Origin of the sequence: Pseudomonas sp. MWU12-2319, from assembly GCF_023242525.1 — a bacterium.
GTDB classification, from domain to species: domain Bacteria; phylum Pseudomonadota; class Gammaproteobacteria; order Pseudomonadales; family Pseudomonadaceae; genus Aquipseudomonas; species Aquipseudomonas gingeri_D.
Genome location: NZ_JALJES010000006.1, coordinates 1 through 20,029, shown reverse-complemented (window position 1 = coordinate 20,029; position 20,029 = coordinate 1). Strand labels below are relative to the sequence as shown.

12 protein-coding genes are annotated in these 20,029 nt (G+C 62.6%); 4 read left to right on the top strand and 8 right to left on the bottom strand.

Features of this window, described 5'->3' with window-relative positions:
- Window positions 1-4: 4 nt before the first annotated feature.
- Window positions 5-772: a hypothetical protein gene (locus M5C01_RS11620; protein ID WP_152738648.1), complete on the bottom strand. Its 768-nt coding sequence runs from the start codon at window positions 770-772 to the stop codon at window positions 5-7.
- 390 nt (window positions 773-1,162) lie between these two features.
- Between M5C01_RS11620 and M5C01_RS11615 the strand changes: the two genes are divergently transcribed.
- Window positions 1,163-1,894: a LuxR family transcriptional regulator gene (locus M5C01_RS11615; RefSeq protein WP_178129823.1), complete on the top strand. Its 732-nt coding sequence runs from the start codon at window positions 1,163-1,165 to the stop codon at window positions 1,892-1,894.
- 74 nt (window positions 1,895-1,968) lie between these two features.
- On the opposite strand, the gene M5C01_RS11610 is transcribed toward M5C01_RS11615, so the two are convergent.
- On the bottom strand, window positions 1,969-2,568 hold the full coding sequence (locus M5C01_RS11610; RefSeq protein WP_152738643.1) for a threonine transporter RhtB: 600 nt from the start codon (window positions 2,566-2,568) through the stop codon (window positions 1,969-1,971).
- Between the two features lie 379 nt (window positions 2,569-2,947).
- Between M5C01_RS11610 and M5C01_RS11605 the strand changes: the two genes are divergently transcribed.
- Together M5C01_RS11605 and M5C01_RS11600 are read left to right on the top strand one after the other, a co-directional pair.
- The gene (locus M5C01_RS11605; protein ID WP_152738640.1) at window positions 2,948-3,709 is read left to right on the top strand and encodes an acyl-homoserine-lactone synthase; all 762 of its coding nucleotides are present in this window, start codon (window positions 2,948-2,950) and stop codon (window positions 3,707-3,709) included.
- Between the two features lie 72 nt (window positions 3,710-3,781).
- Window positions 3,782-4,606, top strand: a complete 825-nt coding sequence (locus tag M5C01_RS11600; protein ID WP_152738637.1) for a helix-turn-helix transcriptional regulator — start codon at window positions 3,782-3,784, stop codon at window positions 4,604-4,606.
- A 47-nt stretch (window positions 4,607-4,653) separates the two neighbouring features.
- Here the strand turns inward: M5C01_RS11600 and M5C01_RS11595 are convergent, their stop codons facing one another.
- Genes M5C01_RS11595 through M5C01_RS11585 form a run of 3 tightly spaced genes read right to left on the bottom strand, consistent with a single transcriptional unit; the run spans window position 4,654 to window position 10,213 of the window.
- Window positions 4,654-7,686 (bottom strand): efflux RND transporter permease subunit, encoded by a 3,033-nt coding sequence (locus M5C01_RS11595; protein WP_152738634.1) that lies wholly within the window; start codon window positions 7,684-7,686, stop codon window positions 4,654-4,656.
- Window positions 7,683-8,786 (bottom strand): efflux RND transporter periplasmic adaptor subunit, encoded by a 1,104-nt coding sequence (locus M5C01_RS11590; RefSeq protein WP_152738631.1) that lies wholly within the window; start codon window positions 8,784-8,786, stop codon window positions 7,683-7,685. The genes M5C01_RS11595 and M5C01_RS11590 overlap by 4 nt, the downstream gene beginning before the upstream one ends.
- Complete coding sequence (locus M5C01_RS11585; RefSeq protein ID WP_152738628.1) at window positions 8,783-10,213, bottom strand: efflux transporter outer membrane subunit; 1,431 nt, start codon at window positions 10,211-10,213, stop codon at window positions 8,783-8,785. Before M5C01_RS11585 ends, M5C01_RS11590 begins: the two co-directional genes overlap by 4 nt.
- Window positions 10,214-10,490: 277 nt before the next feature.
- Between M5C01_RS11585 and M5C01_RS11580 the strand changes: the two genes are divergently transcribed.
- Entirely contained in the window at window positions 10,491-11,825 is a 1,335-nt protein-coding gene (locus M5C01_RS11580) for a diaminobutyrate--2-oxoglutarate transaminase family protein (RefSeq protein ID WP_152738625.1), read from the top strand.
- A 118-nt stretch (window positions 11,826-11,943) separates the two neighbouring features.
- Here the strand turns inward: M5C01_RS11580 and M5C01_RS11575 are convergent, their stop codons facing one another.
- The 3 genes from M5C01_RS11575 to M5C01_RS11565 all read right to left on the bottom strand — a co-directional run.
- Window positions 11,944-13,905: a MacB family efflux pump subunit gene (locus M5C01_RS11575; protein ID WP_152738622.1), complete on the bottom strand. Its 1,962-nt coding sequence runs from the start codon at window positions 13,903-13,905 to the stop codon at window positions 11,944-11,946.
- 2 nt (window positions 13,906-13,907) lie between these two features.
- The gene (macA, locus tag M5C01_RS11570; RefSeq protein WP_152738620.1) at window positions 13,908-15,065 is read right to left on the bottom strand and encodes a macrolide transporter subunit MacA; all 1,158 of its coding nucleotides are present in this window, start codon (window positions 15,063-15,065) and stop codon (window positions 13,908-13,910) included.
- 64 nt (window positions 15,066-15,129) lie between these two features.
- Window positions 15,130-20,029 (bottom strand): non-ribosomal peptide synthetase (locus M5C01_RS11565; protein ID WP_248764312.1); only part of this gene is annotated, 4,900 nt, incomplete at its 5' end.

The following is a 20,029-nucleotide window of genomic DNA, read 5'->3' as shown; positions in this document are numbered from 1 at the left end:
TGGGTTATCGAGTGGCGAGCTTGCGGTTGCCGACGCTGAACTGCGCGACGACCACCAGGATCAGGATGACGCTGAGGAAGATCGCGCTGGTCCAGGCGGCGCCCATGCCCAGGCCGCCGTAGGTCTTGGCCTGGGTCAGCAGGTCACCCAGGGACGCACCGAACGGACGGGTCAGGATGTAGGCGATCCAGAAAGTCAGCACGGCGTTGCCGCCCAGGCGCCAGGCGATCAGGGTCAAGGCGATCAACCCGGCGAAAATCAGCGAACCGAGGGTGAAGCCAAGCCCCAGGGCCTCGGTGGCCAGGTCGCCCGCCGCCGTACCGAGAGCAAAGGTGCAGAGCACTGTCGTCCAGTAGAACCACTCCCGGCGCGGCGTAACGATTTCATTGATCGAAAGGTTGCGTTCGCGGGCATACCAGATACCGAAATTGATCGCCAGCAACACCGAGAAGATCGCCGTGCTGACATACAGGCTGATGCCCAGCTTGTCCGTGAGCAGGTCGGTGATCTGCGTCCCGACCACACTCACCAGCACCACGCTGAGCCAATAGATCCAAGGGGTATAGGCACGGGTTCGCAACTGGCCGAACAAGGCGATGGCCAGCAGTACGGCCATGCCGATGCTGGTCAGGCCCTGCCCCAGGCCGGCGTCGACAGCGAGGAAATCGGCCGCGGTTTCGCCCACGGTGGTGGACATGATCTTGATCACCCAGAAGGACAGTGTCACTTCCGGAACCTTGTTCAGCCAGTCGGCTGTGGTCAGCGCTTTCATCTGCGGGCGTCTCCTTAACGGCGCCACAATCGGCGCAGGGAGGAGACTACCCAGGTAAACTTAGCTGAGACTGAGGGGGGGGCGGCGCTATCGACAGGTTCCCTCAGGCCTGAGGGAGGAATGAAGAGAACGGCGCTCTGATCCCATTACATCCCCCTGCGATTATCCCGAAACTCTTAATACGCCCTTAATCATCGAGAAAACTTGACCACTTGGCCGAGCAGGCGAAAGCACAAAGCGTCAAAAATAAGTGATTTAATCACCCTTGCGTCAAATTATGTTTTCTATTTGACACATATTGAAATGGTTTTCGGGCGATGCTATAAGTCAGACATACCCCATTTGGATCCATATAACAGAGCACATCCAGCCAACCGGAGCCCGCTTGTCATGCCTAAACTCCGCACAATCAAACATACGTTTGACTTGGTTAGAGAAGTTGAGAACAACATCCCTGGGGCCAGCACAAAAACCTATGTAGATGTCTTGACCTGGGTATTCTATAAACTGGAAATAACACGATTTGCCTATGTCTACCTCGATTCGCACTTAGTTGATAACGGTGATATCTCGATCCACAGCAGCTACCCCGCCGAATGGGTTGAGACCTACCGCAAGCAGGCGCTCTACAAGTCCGACCCGGTGATGGCCAACGCGGCCATCACTTCGCGGCCGTTCTTCTGGACGACGGTAAACGATTGCACTCATGCGCCCAGCAAAGTCTTCGAACAATCCGCGCGCTATGGCATTGATCAAGGCTTCAGCATTCCCCTTCATGAACCCGGCAGCGCCTTTGGTTCCCTGCACCTGCCCTGTGTTGAGGGCGACCCTGACTTTGATCGTATCGTCCAGTCGAACATGTTCCTGATCAAGGCCATCGGGACCATTGCCCATCAATATCGACCGATTGAGGTGAGCCAGGAAGAGCTCCTCTCGCTGAGTCCCAGGGAAATTGAATTCCTCCACTGGCTGGCCCTCGGCAAGAATTACCAGGAAATCGGCCTGATCATGAGTATCACTGAAAGGACGGTGAAATTCTACGCCAAGAAAATCACCGAAAAAATGGGCTGTACCAATGTCAAGCAGGCCATGGTCAAGGCCATTCGGCACAATATCTTTTAACTGTCCACGCTCGAGTCGCCCCCCTTCATCGCCGCACAGGTCTCGCACTTGCGGGGCCGACTCACGTGTTCTCGTCACGCCAATATTACATTCGAGGCCAAGTTATACAATGCCATACTGGCAAACAAACCAATGACCAATGAAACAAATCTATTGACCCGATTACCAGATATTATCGATGGCAGATTGCGCCCAAAGACCGCTCCCAGTCCCACCCAAACAATCCCCACGGGAAGAATAACCAGGGAGAAGATCGCCATGAATGAAAGATAACTTTCCAGGTGCATGAAGGTTCCGGCGGGGGCAACGAACGAAGCAAAAAACAGCCCTTTCGGATTGGTCAGTGTCGCCAGGAACAGCGCCGAAACCGAGATGGCAGCGGGCTTGCCTGACGTATCCAGATGCACCGAAAACCACAGCTTCAGCGAAATGTAGAACAGGAAAACCACCGCGAGGATCTTCGTCGCCACCACCACCCAGCCGTAATTGGCGGTCAGCGCATCGATGGATATACCCCAGGCGGAAATCTGGATCAGGTAGGCCGTCCATTCGGCAAGAATCAACTTCAGCGAATAACCGCCCAGACCGCGACTGACCCCAGACTGCAGCAGCAGCGAATTGGTCGGCCCTGGCACCAGTAATACCGTGAGCATTGCAATTGCAATGTAATACATGACCCCCCCCCGAAAATCCAAAATAGATTTATTTTCCAGTCGACTTATTTTCCAGAGTGGAAAATCCGTTTTCCTATTAACAGCAAAAACACCCTTGCCTTTGTTGCAGCTTGATGAATTCGCGTCCAGACTCTTCAAATAGAAGGCCAACTCGTGAGCATTGTCACAGCGACGGGGACCACATTCTTATAATCCCCCCCCACCCATCACAGTTATCGTACAACCTGCCAAACGCCGATAAACAGCCGGGTCAGCGAAAGTCTCACGACGACAATTAAACAGTACTTTGCCCTCGCCAGCCACCTGCACTTAAGTACAGTTGCCGCGCTTATACAGGATCACTATAAATAAGCACCTCCTCCCTATCCGCGACGTACTTATGATCGGCTATTTCCCTCACTCGTACATTTTCTCCGAGCACTCGTACATTTTCTCCGACGTGCATATCGCTATCGCCAGCTACAGCGAACTGCCGACCCAGGCATTAGAGCAAATACTCAGTATCCGCAAAGCCGCTTTTATCGATCGCCGGAAATGGGATATTGAAAGCTACGCCGGCAGCGATTATGAATTCGATGAATATGACAATGATGATGCGATCTATATTTACTCCCACAAAGGGCCACTGGTGACCGGTTGTGTCAGACTTCGCCCCTCCTGTAAACCGACCCTGATGTGTGGCGCCTTGAGCTTCATGCTCAGTGACGATCTGTCCAGGCCCGACCCGTTTGACTGCTGGGAGGCCACCCGCTTTGCACTGTTGAGCACCGACACATCGAGCAACGACTTCAGCAAGACCAAAGTTGATTTTCGTACCGCCGCACTGTTCATGGCAATGTTACAGTTTGCCCGTAGCCAAGAGGTCAGCACTTATGAGGTTATTGTAGATGCCATGATGGAAAAAATTCTAAGGCGCTCTGGCTGGGCCCTCCATCGACACAATGTGGCACAAGGCAGCAAGGGTGAGAAAGTCATCTATGGCACCTTGGAGTGTACGCCCAGAATCTATGACAATATGCTCAAGATAAATCATATGCAGTGCCTGACAGGCGATCAGCCGCCGTTGATTGCATTGCCTGCCGTCGATTACGGCGCGACTCATTTAAGCAACGCAACTCGTTATATGACCCAAATAAACTAATACGCACCAATAATCCTCATGGACCGTGGGCGGCGCTTGCCGATGTGCCCAGAATAAAAAAATGGAGAACGGATGAACTTGCAAAGACTTTTCCCGTCAGTCGGCAAAGTGATTGCCAGCACCGGCAACCGTAATTTTCCGCGCGTGCTGCATGACCTGATTGCTGCCCAACTGCCCGTCGACGCCACGCACATCACCGAGCTGCGGATCGACACCGCGAATGCCGCACAGTCGATCACCTCGAGTATCGGTGGCGTGGGCATCAGCCCGATCTGCACCGACACCCTGATGAATGCCTCGTCGGTCAAGCAGCCCGCCCAGCCAGGTGACGACACCTGGCCGGCCCCCCAAACCGAGCTGGCCTGCTGCCAGCGAGCGTCCACGCAGCACGCTTCCCCCAACCACCTGCACCTGATATGCCGCACGAAAAATCGCTGCTACGCGCTGTCGGTCTATCGATCCAATCCGTCCCTGGGGTTTTCCACGCAGGAACGCGCGCTCCTCCAGGATTTCTCCTGCCTGTTGCTGCCCATGATAGGCGAGCATATCGAGGCCCTGTTGCCGACGCCGGTCCGTCAGGAAGCCCTCTCGATCACCCAGGAGCTGGAAAACGGCGGCATGGATGCCTTGCGTCAGCGCTTTATCGAACGCCTGGAGATGTCCGGGTTGAATCTGTCCTCACGGGAAACCGAAGTCTGCGTCGGCCTGCTGGCCGGGCGTACGGCACCGGAACTGGCCGACCAGCTGGCGCTACGGGTCAATACAGTGGAAAGCTATCTCAAGCGTGCCTCCATCAAGATGGGCATCGGCGGCCGTCGTTCGCTGATCCGCTGGATGCATTCGGCGGACGCCAGGACGGGCCTGGAAAACACCCTCGCCCTGCAAAACGCCCTCTGACGTTTTGCTCTCATTCGTGAAAACACCTCGATAGCAGCCTGTTGCATCTATCGAGGTGTGCGAAAGAACCGCTTGACCCCTTCAAGCCCATCATCGATATACGTAAAGATCACCGGCACCACCAACAGGCTGAGCACCGTCGAGGCCAACAGGCCGCCGATCACCACCACCGCCATCGGCTGGCGGAAACTCGACTCCCCTCCCCATCCCAGCGCCGTCGGCAGCATGCCCGCGCCCATTGCGATGGTGGTCATCAGAATCGGCTGCGCCCGTTTGTGGCAGGCATCGATCAACGCCTCATAGCGGCTCATGCCCTGGTCACGACGGGCCATGATCGCGTACTCCACCAATAGAATAGAGTTCTTGGTCACGATCCCCATCAGCATCAGCAAGCCGATGACCGAGGCCAGGGAAAAGCTCATCCCACCGATCAACAGCGCCAACAAGGCTCCGCCCAACGACAGGGGCAAGGCCGAGAGGATGGTCAGCGGCTGCATGAAGTCATGGAACAGCAGCACCAGTACCGAATAGACACAGAACACGCCGACGGCCATGGCCAGGCTGAAGTTGCCGAACAACTCGCTCATCAACTGCAACTCGCCCTGCTCCACCAGTTTCACTTGGGCCGGCAGGTGCTGCATCACCGGCAACTGCCTGGCCTGCTCCATCACCTCGCCCAGATTGCGCCCATTGAGTTCAATGGACAGGGTGATATTGCGCAGGCGATCGAGCCGATCGATCTGCGCCGGGCCGCTGCCCATGCTGATCTGCCCCAGGGAAGCCAGCGCGACCTGGCCGTCACGGCCCTTGACCCGTAACTGGGCGATGGTCTCCAGGTCACTGCGCACCTGCGGTTGCATGCGCACCCGGACATCCACCTGGCGCTGGGACAGATTGATCTTGCCAAGGGACGATGAAAAATCGCCGTAGGTGGCCATGCGCAAGGTGTCGGCAATGTCCTGGCTACTGATACCTTGTTCGGCTGCGCGGACAAAATCCGGACGCATCTGGATTTCCGGGCGCTGCACCGCCGTGCTCGACGTCACGTTGCCGATGCCCTTGAGTTGCCGCAACTGCGGCTCAAGGGCCGCGGCGGTACGCTCGAGCAAGTCGCCGTCATCGCTGGCCAGGACGATTTGCAGGCGTTCGCCACTGCCGTCGCCGCCGACATTGACCCGCACCCCGGGCAACCCCCGCAGGGCGTCGCGCATCTTCGCTTCGACCGCCGACTGTTTGAGCTCGCGCTGGTTGCGCGGTAGCAGGTCGACGGTCAGGACCGACTTGCGATTACCACCGCCGGCAATATCGCCACTGCCCACTGCGGCGAAAACGTGGGCCACTTCGGCGATGGCGCGCAGGCGCGCATCGGCCTGCAGGGTGATCGCCGCAGTCTGCGCCAGGCTGCTGCCCGGCGGCAATTCCAGGCTGATGGTGCTGCGGGCATTGTCCTGGGCCGGCAGAAAGCTGGTGGGCAGCAGCGGAATCAGCGCCAGGGAGCCGAGCAACAGCACGCCGACCAGGGCCATGGTGGTCTTGCGCCGGGTCAGGCTGGCGTGGATCCAGCCCAGGTAACGAGTCATCAAGCGGCTGTCATGCTCGACATGCGGCCCGGCCTTGAGCACATACGCCGCCATCATCGGCGTCAACAAGCGCGCCACCAACAGGGAAAAGATCAACGCCGTGCTGGCGGTCACGCCGAACTGCCGGAACAGCTTGCCGGAAATCCCGCCCATAAAGGCCGTGGGCAGGAACACCGCCACCAGGGTCACGGTGGTTGCCAGCACCGCCAGGCCGATTTCGTCGGAAGCCTCGATCGCCGCCTGCCGTGGACTTTTGCCCATACGCAGGTGCCGCGCGATGTTCTCCACCTCGACGATGGCATCGTCCACCAGGATGCCGATCACCAGGGCCAGGGCCAACAGGGAAATGGTGTTGAGGGTGAAGCCAGCGAAATACATCACGCCGAAGGTCGGGATGATCGACAGCGGCAGTGCCGTGGCAACGACAATGGTGGCCCGCCAGTCCCGCAGAAACCACCAGACCACCAGGACGGCCAGCAACATGCCCTCGTACAACAGCGCCATGGAACCGCGATAGTTGTCCAGCACCGGTGCAACGGTGTTACTCGCCTCTTCGACGTGAATATCCTCGTGTTGCCCGGCAAACCGGCTCATCGCCTGGCGGACATCGGCGGTCACCCCGACGTCGGAAAAGCCCAGGGAGCGGATCACCTGGAAGCCGATCAGCGGCTGGCCGTCGCGATAAGCCCGGGTGCTGCGCTCGGCATGGGTATCACGCACCGTGGCCAACTGCTGCAAGGCGAGCATGCGCCCGTCACTGATGGGAATGCGGATGGCCCCGAGCGCCGCCGGATCGTCGATAGCGCCGAGGATGCGCAAGGCCTGCTGGCCGCTGCCGAGGTCACCCTGGCCGCCGGAATTGTCTTTCTGCATGGCCCGCAGGCGGCCGGCCACGTCGTTCACGCTCAGGCCCAGGCCGGCCATCATCGCCGGGTCGAGGTCGACCTGGACTTCGCGGTCCACGCCACCGACCCGGACGATCTTGGCCACCCCGCGTACCGCCAGCAGTTGCTTACTCAGTTCATTGTCGACAAACCACGACAAGGCCTCTTCGTCCATCCGCGGTGCGCCGATGACATAGGTCAGCAGCGCCGAGGTATTGGTGGTCAGGCGCGATACCGACGGCGTATCGAGGTTCGCCGGCAACTCCGGCGTGGCGCTGTCCACCGCATTGCGCACTTCATTGAGGGCTTCGTTGCCGTCCTTGTCGATGGCAAAGGTCACGTTGATGCTCACGCTGCCGTCGGCAATCAGCGTGGTGACATGTTGCAACAGCCGTAGCGAGGTCAGTTTGTCCTCGATCTTGCGTGCCACCTCGGTTTCCAGCTGCTCGGGCGCCGCGCCTTCCAGCGAGGCACTGATGACGACTGTGGGCAGATCGGTGTCCGGGAAGTCCTGGATGCCGAGGCGTTCCAGGCCGAACACACCGAACAGGGTAAGCAGCACGAACAGCATGACCGCCGGGACCGGGTAACGAATCGACAACGCGGAAATATTCATCGGACCTGGGCCTCGCTGCCGACCAGGGTCACACTCGCCCCGTCACTGAGGAATGCGCCGCCACTGCGCACGATCCGCGCCTGTTCCGCCAGGCCGCCGACGATCTCCAGCGCCTGCCCGCGACGGCGCCCGACCTCTACGCCCTGTTGGTTGACATGCATGTCCTGGCCCAGCACAAACACGTAGGAACGCCCATCGCGCAGGACCACGGCGGTGTCCGGAACGGTCAGCGCCGCACGGGTCGGCAGTTCGATACGGCCGCTGGCGTACATGCCGGCCCGCGCCATGGAGCCCCTCGGCAAGGACACATAGACCAGCGCCCGGCTGGTCTTGCTGTCGAGTACCGGCGAGACCAGCCGCACCCGCCCTTCGACCTGCGTGCCACCTGGCAGCGTCACGCGGGCGGGCTGGCCGGCCCGCACTCCCGACAACTGTTGCGCGTCCAGCTCAGCCTGCCATTCAATACGGCCATCACGAATCATCCGGAACAGTTCGGCGCCAGCTGCCACCACGTCGCCGAGCAAGGCCTTGCGGGCGGAGATGATCCCGTCGTCCACCGCGACGATGCGGGTCTGTGTCAGCTTGATGCGGGTGGTGCGCAGGTCGGCGTTCGCCGCCGCCAGATTGGCCTCGGCGGTCTGCACCTTGACCCGATATTCTTCCAGTTGCTGCTCCGACAAGGCCCCGCTCTGCCCGACCAATGCCGCACGCCGCGCATTGGAACGGGCCTCCTGCAACTGCGCAACGGCCTGGGCGACCGCGGCTTTCTGCTTGTTTTCCTCGGCCAGCACGCTGTCATCGGCCAAGGTCGCGAGCACCTGGCCCTGCTTCACCCGGTCACCGATATCGGCGTTCAAGCTGGCGATGCGCAGGCTGCCGGTTTCGGCACTGATCACGGCTTCCTGCCAGGGCGCGAGCGCACCGCTGGCCAGCAACTCCTGCGGCCAGTCTTCGCGGCGCGGCTGAACCGTCTCGACACTCAGGCTGGTGGCCGGCACGACCGCGGCGGCCGGTGCCGAGGCGGCGCGGCCAAACAGCAGCCACCCCGAAAGTGCCAGGGCGGCAACCGCCAGCAGCCCATAACCCAGGCTCGGCTTCATGCCCCGCCTCGCGTCGGCGCGGCGCCGGCAAGTCCCGCGCGATTATCCTGCCAGCCACCGCCCAGGGCCTTGTACAGCGCGATCCAGTAGCGCACCTGATTCTGCTGCAAGGTGATCAGCTCGATCTGCGCCGACAACGCCGAACGACGGGCCAACTCACGATCCAGCAGGCTGGCGTTGCCGGCGTGCCAGTTACGATCGATGGCCTGAAAATACTCCTGGTAACCGTCGGTGGCGCGCTGCGCATCGACTTCCGAATGCCGCGTGGCATCCAGGCGTACCAGCGACTGCTCGACCTCCATGACCGCCGTGCGCAGGGTCTGTCGATAGGTCGCCAGGGCCGCGTCGTACCCGGCCCGGGCCGAGTCCACCGCAGCCCGGCGCTTGCCACCATCGAACAGGGGCACGCTGAGTTGCGGGCCGAGGCTCCAGTTGCGGCTGTAGGCGCCGCTGGTGTTGCCCACGGCAAACGAGCCGACCAGGCCCAGGCTCGGCAGTCGGTCGGCCTGGGCAGCGCCGATCTGTGCATTCGCCGCGGCCAGCTCGCGTTCGCTGGAGGCCAGGTCCGGGCGCTGGCGCAACAGGTTGGCGGGAATTTCCCGCACGTCCAGCAACGCCGGCTCGGGCAGCCGCGCCGGCGTCTGGGCGAGCACTTCGCGCACCTGTTCTTCGGCGCCGCCGGTCAGGGCCACCAGGCTCTTGAGCAACACATCACACTCGCTTTGTTGATTGGTCAGGGTCGCGCTGCTGGCGGCGGCGCTGGCATCGGTCAGCGCGGCGTCGGCGGCGGAGGTGAAGCCGGCCTGGAACGACAGCCGGGTCAGACGTGCGGTCTGGCCCTGGGATTGCGCCTGGTCTCGGTAAGCGTTCACCAGCATCTGGCAGCCGCGGTATTGCACGAAGTCATCACCGACCTCGGCGGCCAGCGACACCCGGGCGTCGTGCCAGTCATCGACACGGGCCTCAAGCAAGTTGCGCGACGCTTCGTCGTTGCGCCGCAGCTTGCCGAACAGATCCAGTTCCCAGGCCGCATCAAGGGTGGCACCGGAGGTGGTGCCGCGCTGCTTCAACCCGCTCTGGCGCAGGCCGGCCCGGGCCTTGGTCAGCCCGCCGTTGAGCTGCGGCTGGGCGTCGGCGATGCTGCCGGCCAGGGTTGCGCGGGCCTGGGCGATACGCGCCAGGGCCCGATCAAGGGAAGGGCTGTCCGCCTCGGCCAGCTGCAGCAGGGTCGCCAGCGCCGGGTCATTGAACTGCTGCCACCAATCGTGCAACCCCACCACCGAGGCCCCATGGGGCAACGGCGCATGCCACTGGCGGGCCACGGCCACTGCCGGCAAGTGGTAATCCGGCCCCAAGGTACAACCACCCAACAGCGTCGCGAACAACATCGACAGCAGGCGGTGGGCGGCAGGTTTGGCGATAGGCATAACGCTCTCGAAGACACCTAGGCACAGGCGTCCTGGGAAATAGGAAAACGGGTGATGGCGCAGACGGCTACGAGGGCCGGCGCGGTGTTTTCTTCCCGCGCCATAAAGTCCTTTCGTGGCACGCATTTAACCCCAGCAGCCACGGCCTGTCTGGCGTGGAAAACGGGGACATCCCGGACGCAATAAAGTGGCGATCACCGCAGGGCTCTTACAGAATCGGGCTCAGCTCGAAATGAGCCGCCAATGAATTCGCACCTGTGCCAATGAGTGATCGACTATGGAAGAGTTAAGTAATCTCAAGAAACTGGAGTCGAACGCGCGCACCTATGCAGCGACGTTCCAACGCCTGTTTGTCAGCGGCAGGGGCATGCGGGTCAAGGATGCCAACGGTCAGGAGTACCTCGACTGCCTGTCGAATGCCGGCACCCTCGCGTTGGGTCACAACCCAGCGGTGGTGCGTGATGCGGTGATCGAGTTTCTCAACAGCGATCACCTGCAGCAGGCCCTGGACCTGGCCACCCCGGCCAAGCACGCCTTCGTCCAGGAGCTGTTCGCGACCCTGCCGGCCGGCCTGCGTGACCACAGCAAGATCCTCTTCTGCGGCCCCAGCGGCTCGGACGCGGTCGAAGCGGCGATCAAGCTGGCCCGCCATTACACTCAACGCTCCCCACTGATGGCCTTCCATGGCGGCTACCACGGCATGACCGCCGGGGCACTGTCGGCCATGGGCAACCTCAATCCCAAGGCGGGCCTGATAGCCCAGGGCACCCACTTCCTGCCGTTCCCCTACCGCTTCCGCTGCCCGTTCGGCACCGATGGCGAACACACCGACCGTCTCTCCATCGACTACATCCGCACCGTGCTCTGTGACCCGGAAAGCGGTGTGTCGAAGCCCGCGGCGGTGGTGGTCGAAGTGGTCCAGGGCGAAGGTGGCTGCATCGCGGCCTCGGCCGAGTGGCTGCGGGCCCTGCGCGAGATCACCCGTGAGCAGGGCATCCTGCTGATCATCGACGAAGTGCAGACCGGACTGGGGCGTACTGGCAGCCTGTTCGCCATCGAACATTCCGGGATCACGCCGGATATCCTGGTGCTGTCCAAGGCCATCGGTGGCGGCTACCCGATGTCGGTGATCGTCTATGCCGAGCACCTGGACACCTGGGGCCCGGGCATGCACGCCGGGACCTTCCGTGGCAACCAGGTGGCCATGGTCGCCGGGGCGACGACCATGCGCTACATCAGGGAGCACGACCTGGTGGGCAATGCCGCGCGGCGCGGCGAGCAGTTGCAAAGCGGGTTGGAGGATATTGCCCGGCACTTCCCCTTTATCGGCGATGTGCGCGGCCGTGGCCTGATGCTCGGGGTGGAAATCGTCAAGCCGGGCACCGGCTCGCGTCCAGGGCTGGGTGATGGCGCACGGGCGCGGGCGATCAAGCTGGAGTGCTTCGACAACGGCATGATGATCGAGACCGGCGGACGCCATAGCGCGGTCCTGCGCTTCCTGCCCCCCCTGAACATTACCGAGTCGGAAGTGGGCCAAGTCCTCGATCGCTTCGAACAGGCTCTCAAGAGCAGCAGCGCGGCACGGGTTACCAGCGTCAGCGCGGTAGGCTGAGCCCATCGGTGCTTGCCCGCGACGCTGAAAGCTTCGCGGGCAGGCACCGCTCCCACACGATCAGCGTCACCCTGAGAGATCAAAAAGGGCCCGTCGTACAAACGACGGGCCCTTCTTCTTAATCCCGCGCCAACGCCTCGATCGGATCAAGCCGCGCGGCATTGCGTGCCGGCACGAAGCCGAAGACGATACCGATCAGCGTCGAACAGATGAAGGCAGTGACAATCGAGCTCACCGAGAACACCATCTGCCACTCCTTGACCAGCAGGGAAAACACATAGCCGATGCCGAACGACAGGCTGATGCCGATCACCCCGCCGATCAGGCAGACCATCACCGCCTCCACCAGGAACTGCTGGCGGATATCCGACTGACGAGCCCCCACGGCCATGCGAATGCCGATCTCACGGGTCCGTTCGGTCACCGACACCAGCATGATATTCATCACCCCGATGCCCCCCACCGCCAGCGAGATCACCGCGATCAACGACAACAGCAACGCCAGCGACTGGCTGGTCTTCTGTACCGTCTGCATCACGCTGTCGAGGTTGTAGGTGAAGAAGTCCTTGGTCCCGTGGCGTTTCTCCATCAGCTTGCTGACGTTGTCCTCGACCACCTTGCTCGGCTGGCCATCCTTCATCCGCACCGTGATGCTGTCCAGGAAGCTCTGGCCCAACACCCGACCCGCCGCGGTTTCGTAGGGCATCCAGATATTCAGGTTCTTGCTGGTGTTGAAGATGTTCTTCTTGTCCTCGGTCACGCCAATCACCGTACACGGCAGGTTATCCACCAGGATCACCTGGCCCAGCGGGTCCACCGTCGGGCCGAACAGGCGGGTACGGGTGTTGTAGTCGATCACCACCACCTGCGCCTGGCGCCTGGCGTCGTCCTTGGTGAAGGACACCCCCGAGCCTATCTTGGTGCCGCGCACCTGGAAGTAACTCGGGCTGACCCCACTGACCGTCGCCGTCACATCGAGGTTGCGGTAGCGCACCAACAGGTTGCGCCCGATATTCGGCGAGGCACTGTCGATATAGTACAAGCCGCTCAAGGCCGCGACATCGGACAGTGCCAGGGTCTCGATGGACCCCGCCTTGTTGTCGCCGAAGTCGCTACCGGGAAAGATCTCGATGGTGTTGCTGCCGATGGCCTGGATGTCCTTGAGCACATAGCGCTTGGCCCCTTCGCCAATGGCCACGATCGACACCACCGAAGTGATGCCGATAATGATCCCGAGCATGGTCAGCAAGGTCCGCATACGGTGCGAGATCAGCGCCACCCAGGCCATCACGAAGGCTTCCTGGAACAGCGCCAGACTGGCCATCAGCCGGTTGCCCTGCTTGGGCTTGGCCGGTAGGCGCTCGCTGGCTTTCTCGTTGACCACCGGGCGATTGGCGTTGACCCGGTCGGCGATGATCTCGCCGTCACGCATCTCGATGATGCGCTCGGCATGGGCCGCGACCTTTTCATCGTGGGTCACCAGGATCACCGTGTGCCCGGCGCTGTTGAGCTCCAGCAGGATCTTCATCACCTCCTTGCCGCTGACGCTGTCCAGGGCCCCGGTGGGTTCGTCGGCGAGGATGATTTCGCCACCGTTCATCAACGCCCGGGCGATACTGACCCGCTGCTGCTGACCGCCCGACAACTGGCTCGGCCGATGTTCCAGGTGCCCCGCCAGGCCCAGGCGCACCAGCAGTTCCTGGGCGCGGCTGTAGCGCTTGGTCTCGCCGGTGCCGGCATAGACCGCCGGCATTTCGACGTTGTGGGTCGCCCCCAGGTGCGGCAACAGGTGATAGCGCTGGAAAATGAAGCCGAAGTGATCCCGGCGCAACTCCGCCAGCTCATCGTCACTGAGGGTGCTGGTTTCACGCCCGTCGACCTTGTAGCTGCCGCTGTTGGCGTGATCCAGGCAACCGAGCACGTTCATCAGGGTCGACTTGCCGGAGCCCGAGGCGCCGGTAATCGCCACCAGCTCGCCGGCATTGATCGTCAGGTTGATGTCATTGAGCGCGATGAAATCCTTCTCACCGGCGACGAAACGGCGGGTAATGCCCTTGAGTTCCAGCAGGGGTCGGCTCATGGTCAGGCTCCCGCTACCACAGGTGTTGCCGACGGCTCGCCGATCACGACTTTGTCACCCTCGGCCAGGCCGCTCTTGATCTCGACCCGCACATTGTTGTTGATGCCGGTCTGCACATTGCGGATCTGCGCCTGGCCCTGATCATCCACCACCCGTACCGGGAAGGTGCCGTCCTGGTTCTTGTCACCCAGTGCCGCCACCGGCACCGTCAATACGGTCTTGGCCTGGTCACGGACGATATGCACCTGGGCGGTCATGGAAATGCGCAGGCGATGATCCGGGTTCGGCACATCGAACAAGGCGTTGTAGAAGACCGCGGTGTTCTGCTTGCTGGCGCCGGTGGCCTGGGCATCGAGGAAGTTCTGCGGCGCCGGCTCAGTGCCGCGCAACTTGGCGTAATAACGTTTGTCGGCGTCACCGAGGATAGTGAAATACACCTCCTGGCCCGGGACGATATGAATCACGTCGGCCTCGGAGACCTGGGCCTTGATGGTCATGGTGTCCAGGTCAGCGAGCTTGAGGATCACCGGCGTCAGCTGGCTGGCGATCACGGTCTGGCCTTCCTGGGTCACGATGCCCACCACATCACCGTTGATCGGCGCGACGATACGGGTGTAGCCCAGATTGATCCGGGCGGTCTCGACCTGGATCCGTGCGTCCCTGACCTGCGCTTCCAGCGACAGCAGGTTGGCACTCTTGACCTCGAAGTTCGATTGCGCGGTCTCGAAGTCCTGCTTGGAAATCGCGTCGTCCTCACGCAGCAGCTTGTAGCGCTCGTAGGTCGCCTTGGCATCCTTGAGTTGCGAGGCCGCCGCCTGTTTCTGCGCGATCAGGTTCTCTTCATTGACCTGCGTCTGGCGCAGGGCGTTCTGCAGCACCACCGGATCGATTTCCGCCAGCCACTGGCCCTGGGTGACCTTGTCGCCGAGCTTGACCTTCAGCGACTTGAGCTGGCCCGAGACCTGCGCACCGACATCGACCTGCTTGATACCTTGCAGTACCCCGCTGGCCAGCACGGAGTTCTCGATATCCGTGCGTTCGACCTTGGCGGTCAGGTACTCCGGCGGTTTTGCCGGGGCCTGCACGCTGTAGAAAATAATCGCCGCCAGAACCAGCAGCACTACCACGATTACCACTTTGCGAAACTTCAACTTTTTCATAGAAAGCCACGAATGTGTTGAGGGTTGACCCGGCGGCCCCGCCGCCGGGCTTGAAGAGACTGTGTTATTGATGGGTTCGCCACCAGCTCGCCAGATGTTGCACATGCGGCGCCTTGAGGATGGTGAAATGGTTGCCCGGCCCACGCCAGACGGTGAGATCCGGTGCACAACGGCGCCAGCCGGCGACCATCGACTGCTGCTCGCGCTGGTTGCCCGCCGCGTCCAGCACCGGGTCGTCGGCCAGCACCAGGCGAACCGGCCCGGTGTAGATCGACGACGGTTGATAACGGGTACGCAAGGCCGTGCCGAAAGCCCGTGCCGGCCCACGCATCGAGTCCGGCGCCGAACGCTGCGGCAACAACCCGGCCCGCACCATCCCGGCATGCAGCAAGCGCATCTGGCCGGCATCGTCCTGCGCCGCGAAGGCGGCCTGATCGACCTCCATCGACTTGCCCGCGGCCAGTTGCATGGTCTCGATCAGGCGCTCCAGAACGCCCATCGCCGTATAAGGTTTACCCACCACACCGTTGCCCCCCGGCGACTCGCTGTCGATCAAGGTCAGCGAAGCCACCTCGCGACCCCGCGCCGTCAGGCGCTGGGCCATTTCAAAGACCACCCAGCCACCGAAGGAGTGACCGAGCAGATGCACCGGCCCGGTCGGATGCACGCTGTCGATGGCCAGCAGATAAGCCTCGGCGGCCGTCTCCACCAGGCTGTAGGGCACCGTGCGACCATCCAGCCCGCGCGGTTGCAGGCCATGGATCGGCCAGTGCGGACCAAACGCATCGGTCAGGCCGATAAAGCCCGTGACACTGTCGCCGGCCCCCGGCACGCAGAACACCGGCGTGTGATCGCGGCTCCCGCCCTGGATCGTCAGCAACGGTTGGTGAACACCGCGGGTCGGCGACGGACGACCGGCCAGACCGGCCAGCGCCGTGTTGATCGCCTGCGCCAGACCTTCGATATGCGGCGCCTGCATCAGGCTCTGGTGATCACCCGGCACCTTGATGCTGTGCAACTGGCTCAGCGGCAGCACATCATCCCAACCCAGGTAGCCGCTATGGGCCGGTGCGTCATGGGCCCGCTCGCTGGCGGTAAACAGATGCACCGGCACGCTGTTGGCGTACACCGTGTAGTGAGCTTGGGCATGACCGTGGGCGACTTCGCGATCCAGGTACTGCCAAAGATCCTGGGTCCCGTAGACATCGAGCTCCGGCGGCAGCACGCCCTGTTCGCGGCAGCGTTGCAGCAGGCCGTCGAAATCGAAGGACTGCAGTTGCGCACGCAACGCCTCCAACCGCGCCAGGACATCCGCAGACTCCGCGCGCCCCGTCCAGAACCGCTCGCAGTGTTCCAGCAGATGCTGTTGGTGCGCATTATCCGAATTCCAGCGGGCCCGGCCCTGATCCACCAGGCGCGGCAGATAAGTGTCGATCAAGCCGACGAACTCCACTTCCTCGTCGAGGCCAACCAACTGGATGGCGATCTCATAGGCCAACACCCCGCCGAACGACCAGCCGGCCAGGCGATAAGGCCCTTGCGGCTGGACCGTGCGCATCAGGTGCAACAGACGGGTCGCCAGGCATTCCATGGTCTGCAACTGCGTCTGCCCGAGGGCCACGCCAGGCAGGCCGTAGACCGGGATATCGCTGTCGATATGCTGACCCAGGGTCGGGAAGTACAGGTCCAGGCCGGTGAACTCGTGAACCAGGAACAACGGCCGTTGGCTACCGGTGGTGCGTACCGGCACCAGTTGCTCATTCGAACGCACTTCACCTGTGCGACTTTCCAGCAACCCGGCCAGCGCCGCGACACTGGCGTGCTGGAACAGCTCGGCCAGCGACACCGGCAACCCGGCCAGCGTCAGTTGGCTGACCAGGCGCACCGCCAGCAGCGAATGACCGCCCAGGGCGAAGAAACTGTCATGCCGCCCGATCCGCTCCAGGTCGAGCACCTCGGCCCAGACCTGCGCCAGACGATGTTCCAGATCGCCATGCGGCGCCTCGAAGGCGTGGGTGGCGAACTGCTCCGCCTCCGGTGCCGGCAGTGCCCGCACATCAACCTTGCCGTTGAGCGTCAGGGGCAAGGCATCCAGGCGCATGCAGACACCCGGGACCATATATTCCGGCAAGTCGGCGGCCAGTTGCGCACGCAGAGCTTCGGACTCCGGGACTTCGCCGTCGGCTTGCACGGTGTAATAAGCCACCAGGTACTTGTCGCCCGGGCTGTCCTCGCGCGCCACCACCACGGCGTTGCGCACACCGGCACAGTGATGCAGGCAGGTCTCGATTTCCCCCAGCTCCACGCGGAAACCACGGATCTTCACCTGACCATCGTTGCGCGCCAGGTACTCGAGGTTGCCGTCCGGCAGCCAGCGCGCCAGGTCACCGGTGCGGTAGAGCCGGCCACCGAGATGCTCGGCGAACAGGTCGTCGCTGAAGCGTTCGGCGGTCATTTCCGGGCGATTCAGGTAACCCAGCGCGACCCCGGCACCGCCGATATACATCTCGCCGACCACACCCACCGGCACCGGCTCGCGCCGGGCATTGAGCACATAGATGCGCACGTTGGCGTTGGGCTGGCCGATCGGCAGGCCGAGGGTGCCCGGCAGTATGTCGAACACCTCGTAACGGCTGGCGCAGGTGGTGGCTTCGGTCGGACCGTAACCGTTGAACAGGCGGACCGTGGACGAGTGCTCGCGCACCCGCTGGAACGACGCCGGATCAGCCCGCTCGCCACCGCACATGACCATGCGCAGTCCCGCCAGGGCTTCGGGGATCAACCCGGCATACAGGTTGAACAAGGCCGTGGAAGTGATCAACACCGTCACTTCGCTGCGCTGCAGCAACTGGGCAAAGGCCGTCGGTTCAAGCAGCACCTGATGCTCGACAATCACCGACTGCCCACCATTGAGCAAGGCACCCCAGATCTCCGGGCTGCTGGCGTCGAACGCCGGGTTGGAGGAGAAGGCCACGCGATCCTCGGGAGAGAAATCGTAGTAGCCATTGTCCTGGACCAGACGCGCCAGGCCGTTGTGACTGACGATCACACCCTTGGGCTGACCGGTGGAACCGGAGGTGTAGATGATGCAGGCCGGGGTGTCTCCCGCCGTGTTGCCCTCAAGTGCCGGTGGCGCCTGGTTGACCGCCAGGGTCAGCGACTCCAGGGTATCCAGGTTCAGGCGTGGCGTGCCTTCGGGGGCCGACAGGTCGCTGCGGGTCAGCAGCACCGTTGCCTCGCTGTCCTCGAGCATGAAGCGCACGCGCTCCTCGGGGGCCAGGCGATCCAGCGCCAGGTAAGCGGCGCCGCACTTGAGGGTCGCCAACAGGCTCGCCAGCAAGTCAATCGAACGATCCAGCAGGATCGCCACCCGGGTACCCGGCACCACGCCCTGCTCGCGCAGGTTGTGGGCCAAGGCATTGGCGCGGGTATCAAGTTCACCGTAGCTCACAGTCAACTCACCCTGACGAGCCGCGATTGCCTGTGGCCGTGCCGCCGCATGGGCCTCGAACAGCTGATGGATCAACTGGCCGTGGGGATAGGCACGTTCGGTCCGGTTGAAGTCGAGCAGCAACTGCCGACGTTCCGCCAGCGGCAGGATCGGCAGATCGTGCAACGGCATTTCCGGCGTGCGTTCCAGCGCTTCCACCAGGTTGTCCAGCGCCGCATGCATGTAGCCGCAGATGCGCTGGGCACCGATTTCGGCCACCACTTGCGCGGTCAGCACAAAGGCTTCGCCGAGGTCATCGATACTCAGGGACAGCGGGTAGTTGGTCCACTCATCGCCACCCAGGCTCTCGATCCCGTTCCACGCCGCCTGGGCTTGGTTGTCGAGCTGCCCGCCACTGTGCCGGTAGTTGAGCAAGGCACTGAACAGCGGTGCCGGAGCGGCGACGCCGCTGCAACGCTGGGCCAGGGCCAGGGAAGCGTGCTCGTGACCGAGCAAGGCGCTCAGGCGGGCATGGGTCGCCCGGACACCGGCCCGAGCACCCTGCGCTCCGACCTCGATGCGCAAAGGCAAGGTGTTGATAAACATCCCCAACGCCCGATCCGCCCCCTCGCCGCCTTGCATCCGGCCCATCAGCACGGTGCCGAACACCACGTCCTCGCGACCGCTGAGGCCGCCGACCACCTGGGCCCAGGCCTGGTGATGCAAGCTGGCGGCGCTGACGCCGAGCTGGCGTGCACATTGACGCAAGCGCAGGCTCAAGGTTTCGTCGACCATCAGGTGGGCCTGCTCGATGGCGCTGCCGTCACCCTGCACATCGGCCAGGCCGAACGGCAGGGTCGACTCGTCGACATCGCCGAGCATGTCGCGGAAGAAGGCTTCGTGAGCGGCCTGGCTGACACCCAGACGGGCCTGGGCCACGTAGTTGCGATACGGCACCGCCGCCCCCAGTTGCGCCTGCTGCCCCAGCAGATAGGCCTGCATCTCGTGGCGCACCACGTCCAGCGCGGTGTGGTCGAGGGCCATGTGGTGGAACAGCAGCAAGGCGACCCAACGCTGCTGAGCGGCGTCGTAGGCGCAGGCCAGGCGCAGTAATGGCGCCTGACGCACATCGAGCCGGTAGTGCAACGGATCGAAATGCCCACGCAGCTGGCTGGCGATATCACCGGACTCAGGCGCAAAGGTCATTTCTTCCAGCACCATCGGTGCCCGACGCAGCACCACTTGCAACGGCTCGTCCAGGCCTTCCCACAACACGGCGGTGCGCAGGATATCGTGGCGACCGATCACACCCTCGAAGGCGTCGATAAACGCCAACAGCCGCGCGCGGTCTTCCAGGTAGAACAGCGCCTGCTGCACATAGGGATCGCCCTGCTCCGCCGCCAGGTGGTGATAGAGAATCCCCTCCTGCAACGGTGCCAGCGGGTAGATGTCCTGAATATTCACCGCGCCACCCGGTACGCTCGCCACTACCCGGTCGATCTGCACCTGGGTCAGATTGACCAATGGCAGCAGA